This window comes from Staphylococcus sp. ACRSN (genome assembly GCF_022346615.1).
Lineage (GTDB): Bacteria > Bacillota > Bacilli > Staphylococcales > Staphylococcaceae > Staphylococcus.
Map to the genome: position 1 here is coordinate 83,354 of NZ_JAKRNS010000005.1, position 22,679 is coordinate 106,032.

The following is a 22,679-nucleotide window of genomic DNA, read 5'->3' on the forward strand; positions in this document are numbered from 1 at the left end:
TTCTGTTGCTTTTAGTTTAATTATTTATATATTGATTGGCATATCGTTTTATTTGGATTAATGCAGTTTGAATATTCTCTTCTGTTTCATAGGCAAATGATAGACGGATAGTATTATCTTTGCTGCCATAAATATAGCCAGGATTAATAAGGATGTTCTCTTTATTTATTAGGTCAAAAAAGACTTGTTTGATATTAATATTTTTATTGAAAGTCACCCAAATGAAAAATCCACCTTCTGGTACTGTCCAATTAGCAATATGAGAAAAGTGTTGATTTAAAATAGCTAACATGTAATCGCGTTTATCTTTTAGCATTTTGCGTAGGTGCGTAACATGTGCATCAAAATCCCCGTTTTTCAGAAGTTCATATATCACCATCTGAGATAAAATGCTAGAGCCATAATCACTTTGCATTCTTATGTCAGCAAGTTGTTCAATCACTTTTTCAGAAGCTGCTATCCAACCAATACGAAGGGCAGGAGCAACAGATTTTGAAAAACTACTAATGTGAATAACGCTCCCATTTTTATCTAAAGATTTGATGGAAGAATTGGGTTTTGGTGTGAAATATAAGTCTCTATAAATGTCATCTTCAATTACAGGTATATTATGAGTTTGGCAATATTTCATTATATCTTTTTTGGTTTCTGTCGATAAAGATTTTCCAGTTGGGTTATTGAATGTAGGTTCAATATAAAGCGCGCCTTCAGTTGTATGGGAATAATTATCAATAATCTTTTTGAAATTATGTAAATTTGTATAGGGAATTCTTAATTTTTTCATATGAAAACCATCGAAAGCATGCGTTGACTCAATATATGATGGTGTATTAATGAATATAGTAGAATTTTGACTTAAAAATCCTGTTATTAATAATTGAATTGCATGTAAAGCGCCAGAAGTTATTAAAATATTTTCAAAACTAATATCTATACCATCTTTTTGTAATCGTTGAGCGATTAATTTACGTAAATTTAAATAACCGTAGCCATTATTGTAGCCAAAGGATAAATCTCCGATGTACTTAGATACAGAGATCATAGCTTGTTGCAATTTATTTTCAGGAATTAAGTCCTTTCCTAACTCCCCTTTACTTATATGTATATAATTTGAATCTGTTTCAAGTTTATTGATTAGTTGTACTGTATATTCACTTCTTGATTTAGCAGACCACTCCATTGTATGCGACCAGTTATTCAATGTTGAACGATAATTTAAGTAATCATTTACGTATGTCCCGCTCCCTTTCTTAGTGAAAATAAATCCTTCAGATTCCAATAATTCAATACTTTTTATGATAGTAACTCTATTTACATTGAACTGTTCAGCTAATTTTCTGTGGGAAGGAATTTTCATTCCCAAGAACCAATCACCTTTTAAAATTTTGTTTCTGATATATTTAGCTACAATTTTATATTTAATATTAATCACCATCTTTAAATTGGTTGGGTTTTTTTGATATAAATTGGTTGTACTTATACCATCGTTATTTGCTTAATATTAACACAAATTAATAGTAAAGGTGTGTTAATATTGAATGGTTTTAAAGACGGAATCAAAGTGAATGTAGCGTTTAGTATCACTATATTATTATGGGCATCTGCATTTCCAATTATTAAAGTCGCATTGCAAGATTTCAATGGTCCAAACTTAGCAGCGTTGCGCCTGTTAGTTGCAGCTATAGTACTATTACTATATTCTTTTTTAAAAAAATATCCACTTCCAAATTGGAAAGATTTGCCTATAATTTTACTGTTAGGCTTTTGTGGTTTTACAGTTTATCACATAGCACTGAGTTATGGAGAATTGTATGTTAGTTCAGGAGTGGCGAGTTTATTAGTATCTCTCACACCAATATTTTCAGCTGTGTTGGCAAAATATTTTTTAAAAGAGCGTTTCACAATTTTAGGATGGTTAGGTTCACTTATTGCATTTATAGGAATTTTCTTTATTACAATTGGAGAAGGTGGAAAAATCACTTTAATGATTATAGGCGTCATAGCAATATTGATAGCGACATTAGGTGAAAGTGTGTATTTTACATTTCAGGCGAAGTACTTGAAAAAATACGGTTTTATACCATTTACAATATATACAATAATAGCCAGCAATCTCTTTACGTTTGTATTTATACCAAATGCAATATTCGAATTCGGTGAGGCCAATATGAATTCTATTATTGCTGTTCTATATTTAGGTATCTTTCCTACTGTGTTGCCTTATATAGCTCTTGCTTATACGATACAAAAAGTTGGTGTATCAGATGCTACAATTTCACTCTACATGACACCTGTAATATCAATTGGCTTGGCCTATATAATCATTGATGAGATACCTACACTTACTTCTATAATAGGTGGTGCAATTACTTTGCTAGGTGTTTCTATGATTGTTTTTAAGGAAAAATTTCAGGTGAAAAATTGAAAACTAAGTAATTGATAATACAATATGTTTGTGTTGCTAAATTATCATTTCATATCGATAACAGAAATTCCAATTCATGAATATGAATGTATGTTATATAATCTAAATATAATATAGATTGGGTGATCAATATGAGATTTATAAAAATATTTGGAATGCTTGTTTTAGGTTTATTAATTATGGGGATAACGCAAGCTATAGCCATGATTTTTGAGAATTTAATACCTTTTTGGGGAATCGGCAGCATTATATTTGCAGCAATTTATGTGATTTTAGCTTATTTTGTAGTGAAGTGGATTATTGTAAGAAGATTTAAAGAAAACTTACATATTTATAGAATTACTAAGCCTAAATTTAATAAAGAGTTTATTTTATGTGCTATCTTACTACCTATTATTGTTTATAGTATTTATATATTGTGTATACCTGGTTCATTTTTCACTCCCAATTTCACTTCTAAAAATGAATATTTAAAAAGTATTTTCTGGGTAATATTTGTGAACGGTTTTGCAGCTGCAGTTGTTGAAGAAATGGTATGTCGTGGGTTACTAATGCGTTATATTCAATAAAAGACTAATATCACTATAGCAATATTAGTCACATCCATATTTTTTGCATTGATACATATACTGAATGGGGCACTGAATATATGGAGTTTAGTTATGTTACTCCTCAGTGGTATATTAGTTGGCATGATGTTTGGTATAGCTACTTACATGTTTAATTCAATTTGGGCCAGTATAGCTATACATTTTTGTTGGAATGTAAGTCAATTCATTTTGATAACTGATCATAAGATAGATGATCAACCGTTTCAATATGTTTTAGGTACTGATAATATGCTTATAACAGGCGGAGAATTTGGATTTGAATCTTCATTGATTAGTATATTGGGATATAGCGTTGTTATCCTAATATTGTTAGTAATACATAAAAAGAAAAATAATGAGAGTAAATTCGAATAAAATGTATTAATATTCTTAAAGTTAGCTTAAGGTTTGAAGTATTTGAATTCTCTTTAAACTAATATATTTTAAATATTTAAATTTTAATAAGCTATGGAAAGATTAAGTTTATTTTATTAAAATTGATATATATTTATTACTTAAAGGAGTATTTGATATGGTTAATCGAACTGCAGAAAAAGTACTTACTTGGATTGGGAATGGGCTACATGCTTTGTCTTTCTTGATGTTCGGCGTACTCTTACTTTTGTTAAACTTTAATTCAACTGAATTTAAGCAAAGTATGTTAGATAGTGAAACGACGATGGCAGATGCAAATGGTGTATTTATCGTTTTTAATGTCATTTTAATTGTAGGATTGATAGTTGCAATCATCTTTTTAGCTTTAGGTATTTTATCAGCGTTATTGATTGGCAAGAAAAATAAGGCAGCAGGTATTATATTAATTGTAATTGGTGTGTTTTCATTATTTGGTAATGCGTTAGTAGGCGTATTATGGATCGTAGCAGGTATAATGTTATTAGTAAGAAAACCTAGATCTGATATTTACAGTAATGAACCACATGCTTTCGAATCATTTAACCTTCAACAACAATATGATTATGAAACTAAAGATGGACAACAAAATTCAACTAACAATGTTGATGATGTACAAAAAAAGAAAGATCCTTATAAATACTAAAGAAATATAAAAAGCGCTTGGAATATTCCAAGCGCTTTTTATATTATTGCTTTCTCGTTTCTTTTAATAGTAAGGCACAAATTAGACCAACGATTAATAAAGCTGCAGCTAGATAGAAGCCTGTTGCCATTTCACCTGTTATATCTGTTAAATAGCCTGTAAGGTATGGTGCTAATATGGAGGCTGTCATACCAATAAAGTTATAAACACTGAAGGAAGTTCCTAGCGCATTTTTCGGGGCGTTGTCTGCAACAACGGCTATCAGTACTGGATTGGTACTTATTTTACCAACAATTCCATAACCAATTAAAGCAAGGTATAATATCCACATATTATTGAATAGAACGATTGAGATCGTAAATAGAAATGCCATAAGTAACATCATAAGTAATACGGGACGACGCTTACCTAATTTATCTGATAACCAACTAAAAAATAAGGAACCTGGAATTGCTGCCCATGGTACTAGGGAAGCAACGAAAGCAACTTGGGCACCGTTGATGCCTCGTTCATTTTCTAAGTAATATGGTAGCCAAGTTATGATCATAAAGAAACCATAAATCGAACAGAATATGATTACATAAGCAAGTAATAGGTTTCTGTTTTTAAAAAGTGTACTGAATTGGAATTTGGGTTCAGTAGTCGTTGACTGATTTGCTAAGTGTGTTTTTGGATATTCTTTGATTATTGTATACATTAGAAAAGATAGAATGAGTATTGGTATAGCCATTATAAAGAACGGTATATGCCAATTCAAATTGAATTCATGCACAGTATAGCTAGAAATAAAGTAGCCAATGGATGTACCAAAAGCCATCCCGCTATTGATGAGTGCACTTCCAAGTGTAATGTGTTGTTTTGGTATAGCTTCAGAAGATAGTGCATACTGTGGTCCGTAAAACATACCTTGCGCTGAGCCAACGATGAACCAAGCAATCATAAAAAGTAAGAATGTAGGCATTATGCCAGTAATTGCAGTGAAGATCCCAAAAATAATCATACTTGGTATCAATATTTTTTTGCGACCCATTTTATCACCCAGTATACCAGAAGGGATTTGGGTCAATGTATAACCAATAAAGAAAATGCTCATAATGAGTCCGAGTTGAGCATTCGTCAAAGTAAATGCATCTTTAATATTTCCCATAATAGGATTAAGTATTGTACGAGCAGCGTAGATAACGAGCCATCCTAATGTGAAGATGGATACGAGTTTTACCCAGTAGTATTTGCTAATGTGCGTTGATTCTTGATGCATGTCTTAAATACTCCTTTCAAAAGTTGTGCTATTATTTATAATCATACATTTTAATATTGTGTGATACCTTGTGTGAAATGACAAAAAATTGGATGATTTTGAGTGAAATTACTATGAAGTAATATTAATTATTAGTGATTTGATGTTGCGAGAGCTTTCAAATGAATAATGAATTGGTTAAAGTGATAATAATATAAATGGTGCTATATCAGCATTTAACACATACCTTCAGTATTCGTTCAGACAAACAGTAGACTAACCTTTAAAGTTTATATGTTACATTGGCAAATCAATTTTTAATATAATAATTGTGTGGTCTTACGATAAATCACACAATTTATTTAATGATTCCTGAACTAATTATTAAATCAATTAGTTATAAAAAATATCGTTTTATAATAAGATATTAAAAAGTAATGTTATATTAACAATTATATGAAAGAAATTTACAATAAATTAAACCTTCTTATATATAATAGGATTAATTACGATTAAGGAGGTTTATTTATGAAAGCAGAAAAGTCGATGTTGAAGTTATTTACTACTGGGGCAGCAAGTGTGGTACTGATGATGTCACTTGGAATTGGTAATTTTGCCGAAGCAAGTGCACCAGGAGAGGGACCGCAGACAGAAAGTACTAAGCAAGGTAATCAAGAACAAGGGATAAAAATACTAAAAGATAAACCGGATGTTGCGCCAGTTCCGGTGAAGAATCAACCTAACCGTATAATTACAAATTTTAATGGTGATACAAAATCTGAAATGGCATTCAATTGGTATACTACGGATGAGTTTAAAGATGCGAAAGTATGGGTTTCAGAAACAGGTGATTTTAGTGATGCTAAATCATTTGATGCCACTCCGAAAAAAGTGATTTCTAAATACATAGAGAGGGATAAAAATGGGAATTTCATCTTTGCAGATGTGGAAAAAGATGATGAAGGAAAAGCAGTAAAGGATAAAAATGGCCAAGAAAAAATAAATGGTTACTATACAGATGAACATGCAAGTGGTCCTGAATGGACAAGAGGAGACTTGCAAGGCAAGACTGAAATGACCAACATAAAAGAATATAACTATAAAGCTAAAGCGACTGGACTTAAGCCTAATACAAAATATTATTATAAGGTTGGAAGTGCAAGTGGCACACAGAGTCAGGTAGGTCAGTTCCAAACATCTGGAGCTAAGGGAGATCCTTTTAAATTTGTGCAATATACAGATACACAAAATGCATTTTGGAATGAACATGTTAGAAATGAGGCACAGTTTGGTGCGGATACTTTAAACCAAGCGATACAAACTGCAGGTAATCCAAACTTTGCTTTACATACAGGCGACTATGTAGAAACTGCAGAAGTAGAAGATGAGTGGTTAGACCTATATGAGCAATCACGACCATCATTTATGTCATTACCAATCGCAACTGCTGCAGGTAATCATGATGAATATGCTTTAAGTGAAGAAGATGGGAAATTACTAGATTCCTTTAACCAGCATGTGAATGTGCCGAAAGAAAACAATGCTGTTAACGGTGGTTCATATTACTCATTTGATTATAACGGTGCGCATATGGTAGTAGCCAATACGAATGATAATAAGAAATCTAAAGATAATCCAGATGAAAAAGCAATAGGAAAAGAACAGATGGAATGGATTAAATCAGATATTAAGAAAGCCAAAGCCAATGGGGCTAATTGGATTGTGCTAAATCTTCATAAACCAATGTACTCAAAATCATACCATGCATTATCAGATGAGGATGTACGTAAAATTCGTGATGAGTTAACGAAACAAATAGATGAACTAGATGTTGATTTAGTATTGCAAGGACATGACCATGTATTATCACGTACGCATCCGTTGGAGCATACTTCGACGAAAAATAGTTTTGTAAATGCGAAAAAAGAAGATGCGAAACAAGTACTCGGTGATGATAATGTAGAATATTATGATAAGCCTAAAGGTTCTGTATATGTACTACCTAATACAGGAGGAACGAAAGCGTATGACAATATATACGATAGATCTTTAGAGCACATTAAGAAGGTGCGTCCAGAATTAAGTGACCTAACACAAGATAAATTAGATCACTATAATAGCTTGTTCGCATTAGGTAAACAGCCACATAAATCGAAAGCATTTGAAAAGAGTCATGAGAATGATAGAAATGCATCTGAACAAAACTTTTCTGTTTATGAAGTTGAAGGAGATAAACTTAAAGTTAAGATTTATCAATTGTATGGAGATATTAGCAAAGGTGAACAACGACAAGTGAAATTAGTAGACGAATTTGGAATATTGAAAGGTGATAAATCAGAAAAGTAAATTATTATATACAGAATTCTGTTACCATTTTGAAAAGATAATCCAATTGTTGCTAGTGACTGTAGTTAGGAGTTTTTGAATGCATAAAATCATTTATAGTCTTATATTTATTGTTATGATGGTGACCATTGCAGGATGCCAAGAACAACAAGGCGCTGCTAAGACTAATACGAAAGATAAAATATCTCAAAATAAGAATTTAACACAAACAGATAAAGATAAATTAAAAAAGATGATAACCAATCAAGTAGCTGCATATGCTAAAGAGCAAAAATTAGCAGTTACGAATCGATATGTAAGTAATGGGAGATATAGCGAAAGTGACTTTTATGCGACAACGACTGATGGTGAAATACAAGTTATTGATAATAATAAGCCAGGGGCTAAACACTTTAAATTGCATAATGTTACGGGGTTAACGGTTTATACATCTGAAACTGGAAACATAGGATTGGATGATTCAGCAAAACAACTGTCTAATATTGAAGGATATAAGTCTGTTGCAAATATGAACCGTCCAATTAAGAAATACTTATTTGCAGATAACGGTAAGGTATATGAATATAATTTTAAAGGTGGTAGTGATGCAACCTTATCGTCTGGTTTCGCATATAAAGATAGTAATGACAAAGATCCTAATTTAAAGCCCAATGTCATATTTAAAGAAACTGAAAATGATACAATTCGTAAAAAGTGGTCGAATGTATTCAGAAAATATGAATAAATGAAAAAATGGTTAACGCGTGATAATTATTGTTATAGAACTTATTCAGTTCTTGTAACAAATTATTTTCCCAGCAATCATATCTAAAATAAACCGTACACTATGCATAGTCCTATTATTTGGAATAGCATTGGATGTACGGTTTTTGTTTGTGATAATAAGTTTGACTAATAAACTCTATAGTACGATGTTTCGTTTCAATTTTTTAGGTTTTATTCTTGGTTTGCGTTCAAATTATGATATTGTTGCACGGAATCAGTAAGTTGAACTTTATCAATATTATGACCAATCACGACTAAATAATCTTCGATACTAAGGTGAGACGATACAACATCTAGATGATGGTTTGCATACTGAACTAAACTTTTCACTGCACTATCATCAAAGGTTAGAAAGCCTTTAACCCTGTAAATATTATCAGGTAAGTCTTGTAGCCAATTAATAAAGGACTGTTTATGCCAGGAGTGTGAAAAATAAAATATTGAGTGACCTATTGTACTATGGATTATTTTTCCACCTTGAAATTGTTCATCTTTTGTTATTTTATTGCTCTTTATATTATCTAGAGTTACCTTACCATGACTTGTAAGGAAATAAGGTGTATTTGGATGACGTTTAGTTATGCTCTCAATAACCTCTAATAATTGATCAGAAGTAATTAAATCACTCTTATTTAATACAAAGTTTGAACAATGTGACATTTGAGCGATTATTAAATGCTGTATATCATCTGGTAATTGTTCTAATTTACTATATAGTTGAACATCAATTACACTGGTTAAACTTACTACGTTACTAAATGGAGTTAATATGGGTGTTAAACATGCATCGAGAACTTCAAGTGGGTGTGCGATACCACTGCATTCAATAAATACAACATCGGGTTGATAATCAATATAAATATCATGTAATTGATCAGTGACATTTGATTTCATTTCACAACAAATACAACCATTAATAATCTCACATAAACCTATTGAGTCATCTATGAGATGACTATCTACACTTCTACTACCGAATTCATTCATAATTACTGCAGGTGTTTGACCCTGAGACTTAGCACTATTAATAAAGTGATTGAGAGTGGTAGTCTTACCTCCACCAAGAAAGCCACTAATGATGACAATGTCCATATGTGTTACACATCCTTTGCTTCTTTGTCTTTAAAGCTCATACTTCCAGTCGTAGTGGCTTGTCCCTGGTATTTACCTTTATATGGCTTTGTACTAGGAGATTGAGTCTTAGCAATAACAACTTGGCATATTCTTAGATTTTCTTGGATTGTTAAATCGAAGTTATTGGCATTATATAATTCTAAAGTGATATTCCCTTGGAATCCTGGGTCAACCCAACCAGCGTTTTGTATAAAGAGTCCTGCACGTCCAATTGAACTGCGACCTTCAACGAATGCTGCAAGTTGATTATTTAATTCTATATATTCATTAGTTGTAGCTAGAACAAATGATTTTGCAGGTATAGTAATTTCATGTGCCTGAATTTCTTTATAGTGAAAGGGTTCTAATATATTTTGACTTGATTCTTGTGATGATTGTGGAAATAGGTAGTGTTTGCCTAATGTTAAATCTATGGATGCAGGTTCAATATGATTTTCGTGAAATGGAGTGATTTTAATTTTTTCTTGTTGTAAATACTGTTTAATGTCAGTATCTGAAAGTATCATATAAATGCTCCTTTTTGTTAGAATAATTTTAAAAATATAATTGCAACACAAAGACAAATAATAGCTGTAACCATTTGCTTTAAAATAAGTTTTATACCTAATGAAAGACCTAGTTTTTTAATGATCATGGTGATCGTTACCGAGCACGGAGCGAATGTGGAACTGAACAATATAAGTAAAAAAGCACGTTCAGGTGGAATCGAGCGTAATACAGCTCCATTATCTGCATTAAAGAGCAACATTCCGTCTTTTCTGATAAGCGAAAATAAAATTCCTGATGATAAACGATTAGGTATGTTTAAGCCAGATGAAACAAAATTAAATATATGAGCAATCCACGTCATTGTTGATGTCATAGTTAATAAACTTGCGAATAAGCAAATTATAAAAAATATGGGTAATGCTTGTACTAAAAATGATTTGATTATAGTTAAAACTTGTTTAGTTGTTTGGCGTATATTTGGCATTTGTATTGGAGACATTTGAAAATAATGTGTCGGCAAATGTGTATGTCTATGCCATAATCGCGTGTGAATTAATCCACCTATAAAAACAATGAATAAATAAGGTATAAAAAGCCAAGGCATATGCATTACGCTAAATAGTGAAGCGGTGGCTCCAATTTGATAACTACACGATGAACCGAAACTGATCAAACTTATACAGTTCTGTTGATGACACGCTTTACAATGATGTTCAGTATTAACAATAGCCGCAGCGTTACAACCAAATCCTTCAATGACGGGAACAATGTCGTAGCCGGATAGACCAATTTGCTTCATCACTGGATCAATACTCCAAACAATATAAGATTTAACATTAGATTGTTTGATCAAAGATGTGGCAATACCTATAAAAATAACGACGGGTAGTGCCCATACAATTGAATATGTACCGAGTGAGATTATACCGTAGCTATCAAAGAGTATTTGGTCTAAGAAATAAGACCACTCTATTGTGTTAAATTGAAGAAAATGTAGCAGAGGGTCTGCCCAATAACTTTGTAACTGGTTTGAAATATAATAAGCCAAATATACTGGGACAATAAACATCAATATAATTATTAACCAACTAATACATTTATCAACAAATGTAGGTGAAGGTGTCATAATATGTTTTCTAAAATAAAGCAAATGACCTAAAGTTTCTTTTAAGTTTAATTGCTCTGAAGTAATAGGTTTAGTTTGTCCATTGAACGTAATCGGTAGTTGTTTTTGAACAATGAAATGTCGTAACTGTAATCTGTCATTTATGGATAATTTATGTTGATTTGTAATAATGAATTGAGGAGAATCATGATCTTGTTGTGTATATTGCCCATTACTAATGTCATAAATTATTTTTAACATGAACAGTTCACTTCACAACAATTGTAATCATCTAAATACATTTGATTTTGTTTATAATAATCGATGATTTCTTCTGAAACGACTATATCTTCTCTATGCGCAACTAAATTTGCTAAAACTGCAAAGCGTGCTCGAAACTTATAGATATAACAAAGTATTGCTGTATCATGTTCCACGGTAGAACCTACTAAAAAAGTATTTTTAAAAATTGTAGATTCATCATCATTAGTCAGTTTGACTATATGTTGATTCGTTTCAAAAAGTGATTGTATTAAAGGGTTCATAGCTGGCCTGAATCCTGTTGCTTGTATTATTTCCTCGGTAATATGTTCATCCGTTTGTTCATTAATACTTAATCGATAACCTTCTATACACTTTTCAACATTAGTAACAGTTCTATTAATCAATAGCCTAATTGGATAACCATCATTTAAAACTTGTTTGAATCTTTCATTTGTATATGGCGAGAGACTTATACTTGGATCTGCAACGTTTCCATTGAAACCAGTAGATTTTGATATAATAGTTACTTTTTTACCTAACTTCGCTAAATTTATTGCGGCATCAATACCACTTTCATTAGCGCCAATTATGGTTACATCTTGTGATTTAATATTTTTAAAATCATTAATTTCGGTATAATGTTGACCAAATTCAAATGGCTTATGTGGAAAACTAAAATCACCAGTTGCAATAAATAAGTATTTACATGTGAAATTACCTTTATTTGTTGTAATAACATAACCATTAGTATGAGTATTAACATTTGTTACTAAAGTTTTTGTGTGAATTTTGATTTTATATATATCGGTGATAGCTTTTAAATATTTTTGATATGATTGGCCATTAAGATGTTCTTCTTTAAAAGTAAATCCAGGTGACGTATCGGGAGTTATCGCATTTATATCAGGCATCCCAAATCCGTTAGTTGTAAAAGATGGTGTGATAAAGCGTGTAGATGACGGCCATTTTTCAAAGGAACTGCCGATATCTGATTTTTCAAGAATTAGTGTATCTCTAATTCCAAATTGATTTAAAGCTATGTTTAGGCCTATACCAGCAGGGCCAGCCCCTATAATGATTGCTGTCTTTTGTACCAATTTCTAAACCTCCTTTGGATAGACAGGTTGATTAGCATTTATTACATATAATAAAGATAAAATCGCAGATCCGCGTAAAGATCTACGATTTTATTGAACTAAATAAAAATTCCTAGAAGGAAATGTATAAAAATGAATGTAACAATCCTGTTTTACAAATAGGAATGATTCCTGTTTGTAAAAGCAATTATAGATTTTAAATTTAAATAAGTCAATATAGAAATTAATATTTATTTTAAAGTGATTGTTTTATATCTATTTGCTATGTAAGGGTATTTTAAGTTGGGGATTCTTACATATGTAATGAAAGTGACGAATGTATATGTCAGAGTGAAAAAGTATTTAGTTTACATGTGTCAAACGATGTTAAACGCGTTCTTATGCTTGTTATCAAAGTCTTTTGATGTATAAAATAATTAGGGTGTTAACATGTGTAAAGTTAAAATTATTCAGGGGAATTATGTGTAAATGGTGATTGTTCATTGATAATTAGAAACAGATATTATTATTAGGTGACAGTTTTTAATGCATAATGATTTCTAGTACCTAATAAGTGTACCTTAGTTTTATTTTAATTGTATGGGAATAAAGTAATTAATAACATCATAAGAATATAAATATTTAAGTGGCTAAAACATAAAAAGTTAGAAAAAGAAGTATGTATATTTAAGATAGAGAGAAAAATATTTTATGCTTAAGATTGTTGATTATTGTGATTTAGTTAAAAATTAGCGAAGAACGAAATTTAAATAATATGAAGTGAATGCAGAGAAACTATAAAAATTAAGTAATTTACAAAACAGTATGAAAAACCTTATTAAATAAATGATAAGACTCCTACTCATTTTGAGGGAGTCTTATATTGTATAAATTATTGATATTCAACCCATTGGGATCCTTGGTCAGCTGAAGCGACACAATTTTCAATCCAACGGACACCTTCGATACCGGAATTGATATCAGGATAGATAATTTCAGAAAGTGCTTCTTCGTCACCACGATTTTTTGCATCTATTGCTAGAGCGATATTTAAGTAAATGTTACCCCAAGCTTCTGTTAAACCTTCTTGGTGTAGAATGCCGAGTCTTTCGTTTTTTAATGCTAAGTTGTCTAAGTACTCAGCGCCACGATAGAGTATTTGTGTTGGCGCCCCTTGAGGTTGGTATTGTAGTTCATTTGGTGCACTGTCCCACCATTCAAGACTTCCCTTAGACCCCACGATTCGAATGCGTTGTCCATCCATTTGTCCTGAATCTACGGCGGACGTCCACATACGTCCTACTGCTCCATTGTCATAATGCATCATAATATAGGCATTGTCTTCTAATGGATAACGGCTGCCGACAAAACTTTGACGATCACAAAGTAGTCTTTTTATATTTAAATTTGGCAGGATTAATTTAGAAATATAGTACGTGTGAATAGATAAGTCACCAATCACAAATGTCGGACCGGCAATTTTAGGATCGACACGCCATTTTTGTGCAGCATTGTCTTTATCTCCTTGAGCATTGCCAGCATAACCATGTGTATATTGCATTTCGACTAAGTTGATATCACCAATTTTGTTTTGTTCAATCATTGCTTTCATTTGAAGAATAATTGAATTACCTGAATAGCCATATGTTACACCAACTATAAGGCCTTGCTTTTCAGCGAAATCTTTAATTTCTTCAGCTTCTTCTGTTGTAAATACGAGTGGCTTTTCACAAATCACATGTAGACCTGCCTCTAATGCTGCCATAGTTATTTCATAATGTGTACCGTTTGGTGTGGCAATAGAAACTACTTCGACGCCGTCGTCACGTTTTGCTTCTTCAGCTAATAAAGTTTTATAATCGTCATAACAACGTGTCTCATCTACACCTAAATTTATGCCAAATGATTTTCCACGTTCTGTATCAATATCAAATGCACCTGCAACGAGTTCATAAGTTCGGTCTCTCAATGCACCACTGCGATGTTTATATCCTACTTGACTCGTTCTTCCGCCACCAATCATACCCCAACGTAAAGCGTTACTCATTTTCTTTTCACCGTTATTCATTTACAAAACTCCTCTCGTAATTTGATTGCTATTTTTATTTATACGACAACTTGTTGCAATGCTTTTATGGAAATATTCACACCGTCCTCTGGCTGCATGGTAAAGTCTTCCATTTCTAAAGATACAAAATCGTCATAGCCACACATGCGTACAACAGAGAAGAAAGTCTTCCACCATTGCAAATCGTGGCCATGGCCAACGGCAACATAATTCCAAGCCCTATTTTTAGTATCATAAATATCTTTCGTTTCTAAAATTGTATTTAAAGACACCGGGGCGTCTTCAATCCTTAAATCTTTACCGTGCATATGGTGAATAGCACCTTCTAATTTACGTGCAGATTGAATGGGGTCTCCTCCCATCCAAAACATGTGGCTTGGATCTAAGTTCATACCAATTATAGAATCTACGCTATTTCTCAATCTAAGTAATGTTTCAGAGTTATATACCAGTTGCGTACCATGATTTTCAAGTGCGATTTTTTTAATACCATGTTGTTTAGCGATTGGGACAAGTTCTCGCCAATATGGAATAGCAACTTCTTCCCACTGATAAGTTAAAGCTTCTTTTAACTCAGGTGGCCAGCTCATAGTAGTTGTTATCCAATTTGGCATTTCATCTTGAGGTGAAGCAGGTGGCAGTCCACTCATCATTACTATTTTTTTAACACCAAGTATTTGTGCTAATTTAAATGTATTGATTGTGACTTCCCTATGACGTTCACCAATTTCTCTAGGATCTAGTGGATTGCCGGAACAGTTTAAAGCAACAATCTCCACCTGATAGGTATCTAACAAATTTTGTAATTTTAAGACTGCCGTCTCACTAGAGAGTAATTCTTGGAGGTTGATATGTGGAGCAGGGGACCAACCTCCCGTTGCTAATTCAATATGGAATACGCCTTGTTTTGTAATGTGCTGTAATACTTCTTCTAATGATAGGTGAGCGAGACTATCAGTGTAATATGAAAGTTTCATGTAACCCCTCCAATTATAATTTGTATTCTTTTGCTACATTTTTGTTGCGAGGAGGTTGCTTATTAATTTGTGATTTGAAGTGATCTTCGATTTCTTCTAGAGATTTCCCTTTGGTTTCTGGTAAGAATTTTTTTACAAAAATAATAGAAATTATATTCAATAAGGCGAAGATAATAAATGTATTTGATAGACCTAGATGTCCAAGTAAGATTGGAAATACAAGACTAACAGTGAAATTTGCCATCCATAAGAAAAAGACACTTGCCCCCATGCCAAACCCTCGCACTTTTAATGGGAATATTTCTGATAACATCAACCAAGTTACTGGTGCAATAGCACCTTGCATAAATGCTAAAAATGTAACTGTTAATGAAAGTACAATAAATGGGAAAGCCGGACTATTTTGTAGAATTAATGGAAAAATACCTAGTAAGACTAACGTCACTATTACCCCGGCTTGCCCAACTAGTAACATTGGCTTTCTTCCGAATTTACCAAGTAGCCAAATGCCAACGAAAACGGCTAATACTGATACGATTCCATTTGCAATATTCCCGATAAGTGCAGCTTTTGTTGCTAGTCCGGCATTTCGTAAAATTTCTGTTCCGTAGTACATGATTGAATTTACTCCAGTCACTTGTTGAACGATCCCGATACCAATACCGATGTAAAGAATTCGTCGTACCCATGCTTGTTTAAAGGAGATGTTTGAATTGGCTTTCAAACGCTGTTCGTTTTCGATATGGGTTTTGATTTCACGTACTTCTGACTCAGCGGTCTTTTCATCTCTTAAAGAACGTAAGATGTTATATGCTGGCCAATATTTATGCTTACTTGCAAACCATCTTGGACTTTCAGGTACTGTTAACATACCGAACCATAGAAAAATTGCTGGCAAGGTTGCAACGAGTAGCATGACACGCCAAATGCCAGGATTATCTACTAGATTACCTAAGACTGCATTGACTACGTAGGCTGACAATTGTCCAATAACGATCATGAGTTCGTTTTGAGTTACCATTCTTCCACGTTGTTCTTTAGATGCCATTTCTGATAAAAAGGTAGGAACAATGACAGAAGCACCACCAACTGCTATCCCTAAAATGATTCGAAATGTAACCATGGAAATAACATTAGGTGATAATCCACATCCGAGCGTAGCAAAGAAGAAAATAATCGCTAAATACATAATCATTTTCTTTCTACCAAATGAATCAGCTAGTTTACCTCCTGAAATTGCACCAAAAGCAGCACCGAAAATTAAGGAACTTGATACTAAACCTTCAGTGGCAGGTGTTAAACTTAATTGGCTTGAGAGGGACATGTAAGGCAAAGCACCATTTATAACACCCGTATCAAAACCGAAAAGCAAACCTCCCAAAGTGGATATTACTGTAATTTTGAGCATCTTTCTGTTTTTTCTATCAATATCTGAGTGTTTTATAATTAAAACCTCCATCCTTTATAAGAAAAACCAATAAATAACTAAAAAATAATCAACAGTTGATATTAAAAACAACTATAATTGTAAACGCTTTCCTAGTCAAACGTTTTCTTGTTAAAAAAGTAGTTTTTAAATAATTAATAAGCTTCAAATGTTGTTGAATAGAGGATGTCTAGCATTAAAAAAAGAGTAATATTACTTCGTTAGAAATGAGGATATTTATAGAAATGGGTAGTTTTTGGTAATGTTTTGGTTGTGTAAAAATACAGATGTACTTAATAGTTAGCATTCTTAAAAATTATATTAACCAAAAAAAAGACTGGACATTAATAATGTGTCTCAGTCTGTATATTATTTGTCTAGTATATGGATGATATTTAAGTAGTTTGTAAATAAAAATTATTATTGGTAAAGGATAAGGATTAAGTATATTGTATTAACATGTTTAGTCCTTAACGATATAATGGTGTTCATTTAAATCTCTTACAGCATTATCTAATATTTTTTCCGTATGTGCAGAAATTGTATGTATGTGTAATCCATTTGTAAGATTTGCCAACATCTTCCCTTGATATTTCTCCATCTGTTGTAAGAATTGATGTAAATCTTCATGACTTTCAATCATTAAATCTTTTCTTATTTCACCGTATAAAGGATGTTCTATAGAAACATCATCGACCATAGCGCCGTTATCAAGAATAATATGTAATTCTTCTGCCATTTGTTCTTGTGTATGTTGGCAAGTGATGGTGCGTTTGAAATGCTTTCCTTGTGGCTCGTAATCTATGACATAGCCTCTACTTGTAGAATGAATGGTATGATTATGTGATTTTAATGTAGAGATGTCTTTGACAATAATTTGTCTTGAGACCTCAAACCTTTCACTTAGATGTTTTCCACTGATAGGTTGTTTTGAAGATTTAAGCAATTGCAAAATTTGTGACCTGCGATAATCTGGGGTATCCATATTAATCCCTCCTTAATTTAAAACGTACTAATTATTTATAATAGCTATGAGCATATTGTAAAAGTGAGTGCAGCTATGCTTATTTATGGATTTTACTAATAAAGTTATTTTAACCTGTAAAGAGGTTGTTAACAATCATATAAGTGCCGATTTATAGATTAAGTTAAAGCGTAATGCAGAATTTATAGATAAACAAATGATTTAGCTTATGTTACATGTGTAAAGTAGGATGGTATTGAGCGATTATTCGCTTGAAATAAAAAGTACTAAAATTATATTATATTTATGTAGTAGTTGTAACAGCAAGGTTTTCGCAAGGTTTACATATGTAAAATTAGATGCTCTGTATTTATTAAGTATATACTCAAACATAAAGTCCTCTATTTATTGAAAATGAAATTTATCTCATAATGAAGCATTTACAATAGAAAAAGCAAGCATTTCCTAATATATGAGGTAATGCTTGCTTTTATTTTTATGCAATTAAGCATACATATTTATTTATTTAACAATTGATAGACTTTATAGTAGAAAGGGCGAATCGGTTTTACAAAATCCCCGATAAACTCTTCAACGTGTGCGTCAAACCCTTTTTTAAACTGTTGTACACCAAAGTCTTCTGCATTTTCATTGAAGTCTCCTGTAATACCATAGAAATTATAGCGTGGGATATTGTGTTTCTTAGCATATTCAATCATTTCCCATTGTAGTCGATATGCTCCCATAAATTGATTATATTTAGGATTGGATCCACTTGATAAATAATAAACTTCATCTTTAGTACAAATATATAATGCGGCAGCTAAATTGAGTACGTTACCTTCACTTTGTATCAAGGCTTTGGTTTCATCTAGTTTTTTCAAATTACTATCTTTTTGCTGTTTTAACTGTGCTAATTTTGTTTTATTTTTTTTGGAATTTGGTGAGTCTATTAATTTATTTTCTAATTCAGTTACTTGTAGTGAAAGTTCTGAATTTTTATTCGCTAATTTCTCTGCGTATTTATCAAGATCAATGTATGCCATTTTTAACATTGCACTTTTGGGATACATCTTTTGAGTTTCTTGGAAGTAAGTGTTAGGATCTTGCTTAAATTTAAAACCATGCTTTTCCTCAGCCATTTTAAATAGCTCATAAAATGTGTCAGTTTCTGAGTAATCGAGCGTGCGGACGTCTACTCCCATTTCAAATGTTTTTTTGATATTTCGTCGTGTTTGATAGTCCATAGATTTTAATAACTGTTCAGCTGTTTTATCTTCAAGGTCTAAGACGGACATCCAACGTATTTGGCTTTTGTCAGAATATCCGACAGAATAGCCTTGATGTTTATAACCTAATTTATCGAGTTGTTGTATCAAATGCTTATTGTCGAAAGATTGAAGGATTTCACCTTCAGCATTGCGTTTACTCTCTAAAATATAAGGATCGACCATTACAAATAATGTATTTTGCTGTTTCAAATATTTAGTTAATCCTTTGAAAAAGCACTCAACAATTTCTTGATTATTGTAATCAAGGACTGGACCTTTATGAGAATAAAAATATTTGAAAAATTTAAGTGCTTTAGCCTCAGTTAGTAAACAAGCAGCTAAAACCGTGTTGTTGTCTTTTACTCCTACCAAATGAACATCATTTTTCTTCTGGTGTCTATATTGATATTGTTCGACTGATTGAGTGTAGTGTACGAAATGATCATTTATGAAATTATCATACTCTTCCTCACTTAGTTTGGTAAAATTCATGAAAAATTACTCCTATTCATTTTTAAAGTATGTATTATATCCTATTACACATTTTTATTGCATTCAATTTAAACGCATGAAGTAATATTACACACTTTTGAATTGTGTAATCTGCAATACTTTGATTATTGAAAATTGTTTCACGAAAAACATCTGCTAATTTTCAATAAGATAAGGTGATTGTCATTATATAGGATACAAAATAATTTAAAGCGTAGGAGTAGTAATAAAATGAATTGTAATCGTTTTTTATGCAAAATAAAATACGCAAAGTTGTATTAATCTGATATTAGTAAAAGGAATATACTAACCAGTTATAATTTCAACAATGCGTATTGTGTATTAGACTTATACAATAGTACTAATAATTAAGAATTAGATGGTTCTATTTTTTGCCCTTCTTGTAAATCATCATTTGGTTTTTTGATTATTTTTTCTCCTAATTTTACACCTTGCTTAACAATGATATTACCTTGTGAATGCCCAGTAATAATTGGACGTTTATGTACCTTATTTTGTTGGTCAACTACAAACACACAATTATCTTTGGTTAAAGCACTTTCTGGTAATTGAGCTGTATTTGCGTGTACCTTCATGTTAACGGTAAAGCCATCTTTAATAGGAGAAGAAAGATTACCAATTGTGACCTCGTATTGAGAAGCTTTTTTGGAATTATTGATTGGTGTAGATTTGTTTTTGCTAGCATGGTCTACATTTTTTTGAGATTCTGTAGACAAGTCAGCGATTTGTATAATCTTACCTTGAGATTTTATACCACCTTTATTTGCATCTACATCAACTTTATCGCCTTCTTTAAGCTTATCGATGTCATATTCGGATACAGTAGTTTTAATCTCTGGTTTATTCGAAATAAGTTGAAGAATGTTGCCATTTTTATCTACATCTTTATTTATATAATTTACTGTACCATCGAAAGCTGCATAAATATCTTTGCTCGATTGATTGTCGTGTAAGTTTAATGCATGTTGGGCTTGAGCTAATTGCTGTTGGTCTTTTGTTAAGCGTTGTTGATTACTTTTGTCATTAGGTCGTTTATTTAATGCTGTGTAATCTTTTTCAACATAAGATTGAAACTTCTTAACATCACTTTGCAACTTAGGTCTGATACTGCTATTTGTATCATAGTAAACGAGCGGCGTCCCTTTTTTGACTACTTGGTTATTCTGTATTTGGGGACGTATGTATGATCCAATTTCACGGTTCTCTTGATACACTTTAATCGTTTGAGGAGATGATTTTCCCTTCAAATTTAAGGCATCTGCTTTTTTTATTGTATAAGTCTGATACGAATCGTGCTTGTTGTTATCTATTACGTTCATTTGTCTTAGGATAAAATAGGTAATTAATATAATTAAGACAATAAGTACTATAATAGAGAGCCATAATTTTTTGTTTTTCATTTATAACACCTGCCAACTTGTCAGTACCCATAGAACGTAAGGCGAAACGTTGTTTGCAACTGGTTTTAGACCTTATTTTAGAAAAAATACGCTTGGATAAGCTTGTTATATACAATAATTATGTGAAAATATTTTTAATTTTATTATTATAGGTAATATTAATTCTTGGGACATTAACGTTTTAACAGTTAATATAAGAAGGGATAGTGTTAAATCAAACATACAAAACTGTATGAAGAAATATTTTGAATCGAAGGCTTTTGATAAAGCGAATAGCACTATTTTAGTCGATGAATATATTACAACTACAACACAAGCATTAAATAAAGTTTGTATTGTTGTGACACATGATGAGCGATTAAAAGCATATTGCGATAAAGTATATAATATGCAAGACGGCATACTTAAATTAGAAAAATAAATTTAAAACCACTTCTTTGTTCATTATTATATGACAGAGAGGTGGTTTTAAAAATATAATGTAATAACAACCATACTAGGGTTGGGTAGTCTAGAGTCAGTCTTAAGGCGTGAAGATAACTTTATCAAAATGGCGTTTTTTATTCACTAAAGCATCAAATGTTTCTGGTCCATTTTTTAAAGATAAGACATCGGAAATGATAGGCTTTATGTCGAGTTCTCCTGTAGACATGTAGTGTAATGTCGATGACCACTCTTTACCTGGAAATGGTGCAGACAAGCCGTTCCATGAACCTATAACATTTAATTCATTGCGCAATATTTTTTCGAATTGTATGCGTGCCATTTGAATATCAGCATAAGGAATTCCTAGGAGTAGTACTTCTCCACCTTTTTTGGGCAGTGTTAATACAGGACCAATTGTAGACAAAGCACCAGCAGATTCTACTGCAACATCTATATGATATGGAAGTGTATCTATGATTTTCCCCAAATTTTCACGAGTGCTATTAATACAATAGTCTGCACCTAATGTACGTGCAATGTCCAATTTGTGGTCATCTATATCTATTGCCACTACATGACTAGCACCAAAGATACGAGCCCATTGGATAGCTAATAATCCTATACTTCCACAACCCATAACTGCTACTGTTGCACCTGGTTCCATGCTCGTTTTATAAAATCCATGGGCAACAACTGCAGAAGGTTCTACCATCGCAGCGGTATTAAAATCAACTGTGTCAGGTAACCTTAAGACATTACTTTCAGGTAATTTAACATATTCAGCAAAACAACCAGGTTCTAATGAGCCTATAACATAAAGAGACTCACATCTTGAATAATTTCCTTGTTCGCAATGTGTGCATTTGTGACATACGATAGCAGGGCAGCCGGTAACGCGATCTCCAACTGACACAGAAGTAACTTGAGAACCTACATCTGCTACGATGCCCGAGAATTCGTGGCCAAAAGTCATCCCTTCTTGATAAGGGCCCAATTTTTTATAACGGGAAGTATCTGAACCACAAATACCCGTAGCTTTAACTCTAATGATAACGTCTGTTGGTGATGTAATCACTGGTTTATCAATTTCTTCATAACGTAAGTCTTCGATGTCATATAAATTAAGTGATTTCAATTGCCACATCT

Annotated in this window: 20 protein-coding genes; 7 read left to right on the top strand and 13 right to left on the bottom strand. The window is 32.2% G+C overall.

All coding sequences use genetic code 11. The annotated features are described in order from the left end of the window. Positions 1-16 precede the first annotated feature (16 nt). Complete coding sequence (locus MHZ36_RS06350) at positions 17-1,435, bottom strand: aminotransferase-like domain-containing protein (RefSeq protein ID WP_275432150.1); 1,419 nt, start codon at positions 1,433-1,435, stop codon at positions 17-19. 90 nt (positions 1,436-1,525) lie between these two features. On the opposite strand from MHZ36_RS06350, the gene MHZ36_RS06355 reads away from it, so the two are divergent. The 4 genes from MHZ36_RS06355 (at position 1,526) to MHZ36_RS06370 (ending at position 4,072) form a co-directional block, all read left to right on the top strand. Beyond that, complete coding sequence (locus MHZ36_RS06355; RefSeq protein ID WP_239230383.1) at positions 1,526-2,425, top strand: DMT family transporter; 900 nt, start codon at positions 1,526-1,528, stop codon at positions 2,423-2,425. 131 nt (positions 2,426-2,556) lie between these two features. After that, the gene (locus tag MHZ36_RS06360; RefSeq protein WP_239230385.1) at positions 2,557-2,994 is read left to right on the top strand and encodes a hypothetical protein; all 438 of its coding nucleotides are present in this window, start codon (positions 2,557-2,559) and stop codon (positions 2,992-2,994) included. A gap of 21 nt (positions 2,995-3,015) precedes the next feature. Beyond that, positions 3,016-3,390 (top strand): CPBP family glutamic-type intramembrane protease, encoded by a 375-nt coding sequence (locus MHZ36_RS06365; RefSeq protein ID WP_343237203.1) that lies wholly within the window; start codon positions 3,016-3,018, stop codon positions 3,388-3,390. Between the two features lie 157 nt (positions 3,391-3,547). Continuing rightward, positions 3,548-4,072: a DUF4064 domain-containing protein gene (locus tag MHZ36_RS06370; RefSeq protein WP_239230389.1), complete on the top strand. Its 525-nt coding sequence runs from the start codon at positions 3,548-3,550 to the stop codon at positions 4,070-4,072. A gap of 43 nt (positions 4,073-4,115) precedes the next feature. Here the strand turns inward: MHZ36_RS06370 and MHZ36_RS06375 are convergent, their stop codons facing one another. After that, positions 4,116-5,330, bottom strand: a complete 1,215-nt coding sequence (locus tag MHZ36_RS06375; RefSeq protein WP_239230391.1) for an MFS transporter — start codon at positions 5,328-5,330, stop codon at positions 4,116-4,118. Positions 5,331-5,837: 507 nt separating this feature from the next. Here MHZ36_RS06375 and MHZ36_RS06380 point away from each other — a divergent pair. Together MHZ36_RS06380 and MHZ36_RS06385 are read left to right on the top strand one after the other, a co-directional pair. After that, on the top strand, positions 5,838-7,655 hold the full coding sequence (locus tag MHZ36_RS06380) for a purple acid phosphatase family protein (protein WP_239230393.1): 1,818 nt from the start codon (positions 5,838-5,840) through the stop codon (positions 7,653-7,655). Between the two features lie 79 nt (positions 7,656-7,734). Beyond that, positions 7,735-8,379, top strand: coding sequence for a hypothetical protein (locus MHZ36_RS06385; protein ID WP_239230395.1), 645 nt, complete (start codon positions 7,735-7,737; stop codon positions 8,377-8,379). Between the two features lie 212 nt (positions 8,380-8,591). On the opposite strand, the gene MHZ36_RS06390 is transcribed toward MHZ36_RS06385, so the two are convergent. From MHZ36_RS06390 to MHZ36_RS06435, 10 genes are all read right to left on the bottom strand, one after another. Beyond that, the gene (locus MHZ36_RS06390; RefSeq protein ID WP_239230397.1) at positions 8,592-9,512 is read right to left on the bottom strand and encodes a CobW family GTP-binding protein; all 921 of its coding nucleotides are present in this window, start codon (positions 9,510-9,512) and stop codon (positions 8,592-8,594) included. Between the two features lie 5 nt (positions 9,513-9,517). Continuing rightward, on the bottom strand, positions 9,518-10,060 hold the full coding sequence (gene dcd, locus MHZ36_RS06395) for a dCTP deaminase (protein ID WP_239230398.1): 543 nt from the start codon (positions 10,058-10,060) through the stop codon (positions 9,518-9,520). Positions 10,061-10,077: 17 nt separating this feature from the next. Then, a complete protein-coding gene (locus MHZ36_RS06400; protein ID WP_239230399.1) occupies positions 10,078-11,409 on the bottom strand; it encodes a nucleoside recognition domain-containing protein in 1,332 nt (443 codons plus the stop codon). Then, positions 11,403-12,509, bottom strand: a complete 1,107-nt coding sequence (locus tag MHZ36_RS06405) for an NAD(P)/FAD-dependent oxidoreductase (protein WP_239230400.1) — start codon at positions 12,507-12,509, stop codon at positions 11,403-11,405. The genes MHZ36_RS06400 and MHZ36_RS06405 overlap by 7 nt, the downstream gene beginning before the upstream one ends. A gap of 871 nt (positions 12,510-13,380) precedes the next feature. Further along, positions 13,381-14,556 (bottom strand): Gfo/Idh/MocA family protein, encoded by a 1,176-nt coding sequence (locus tag MHZ36_RS06410; protein WP_239230401.1) that lies wholly within the window; start codon positions 14,554-14,556, stop codon positions 13,381-13,383. A gap of 38 nt (positions 14,557-14,594) precedes the next feature. Continuing rightward, complete coding sequence (locus MHZ36_RS06415; protein WP_239230402.1) at positions 14,595-15,533, bottom strand: sugar phosphate isomerase/epimerase family protein; 939 nt, start codon at positions 15,531-15,533, stop codon at positions 14,595-14,597. Between the two features lie 13 nt (positions 15,534-15,546). Beyond that, positions 15,547-16,992: a sugar porter family MFS transporter gene (locus tag MHZ36_RS06420; protein ID WP_275432152.1), complete on the bottom strand. Its 1,446-nt coding sequence runs from the start codon at positions 16,990-16,992 to the stop codon at positions 15,547-15,549. Positions 16,993-17,422: 430 nt separating this feature from the next. Further along, positions 17,423-17,944, bottom strand: a complete 522-nt coding sequence (locus MHZ36_RS06425; RefSeq protein WP_239230404.1) for a transcription repressor NadR — start codon at positions 17,942-17,944, stop codon at positions 17,423-17,425. A 497-nt stretch (positions 17,945-18,441) separates the two neighbouring features. Further along, positions 18,442-19,686 (bottom strand): aminoacyltransferase, encoded by a 1,245-nt coding sequence (locus MHZ36_RS06430; protein WP_239230405.1) that lies wholly within the window; start codon positions 19,684-19,686, stop codon positions 18,442-18,444. A 368-nt stretch (positions 19,687-20,054) separates the two neighbouring features. Then, complete coding sequence (locus MHZ36_RS06435; RefSeq protein ID WP_239230407.1) at positions 20,055-21,107, bottom strand: efflux RND transporter periplasmic adaptor subunit; 1,053 nt, start codon at positions 21,105-21,107, stop codon at positions 20,055-20,057. A gap of 232 nt (positions 21,108-21,339) precedes the next feature. Between MHZ36_RS06435 and MHZ36_RS14420 the strand changes: the two genes are divergently transcribed. Next, on the top strand, positions 21,340-21,528 hold the full coding sequence (locus MHZ36_RS14420) for a hypothetical protein (protein ID WP_481867125.1): 189 nt from the start codon (positions 21,340-21,342) through the stop codon (positions 21,526-21,528). A gap of 102 nt (positions 21,529-21,630) precedes the next feature. On the opposite strand, the gene MHZ36_RS06445 is transcribed toward MHZ36_RS14420, so the two are convergent. Continuing rightward, positions 21,631-22,668: a galactitol-1-phosphate 5-dehydrogenase gene (locus MHZ36_RS06445; protein WP_239230409.1), complete on the bottom strand. Its 1,038-nt coding sequence runs from the start codon at positions 22,666-22,668 to the stop codon at positions 21,631-21,633. Positions 22,669-22,679: the final 11 nt, after the last annotated feature.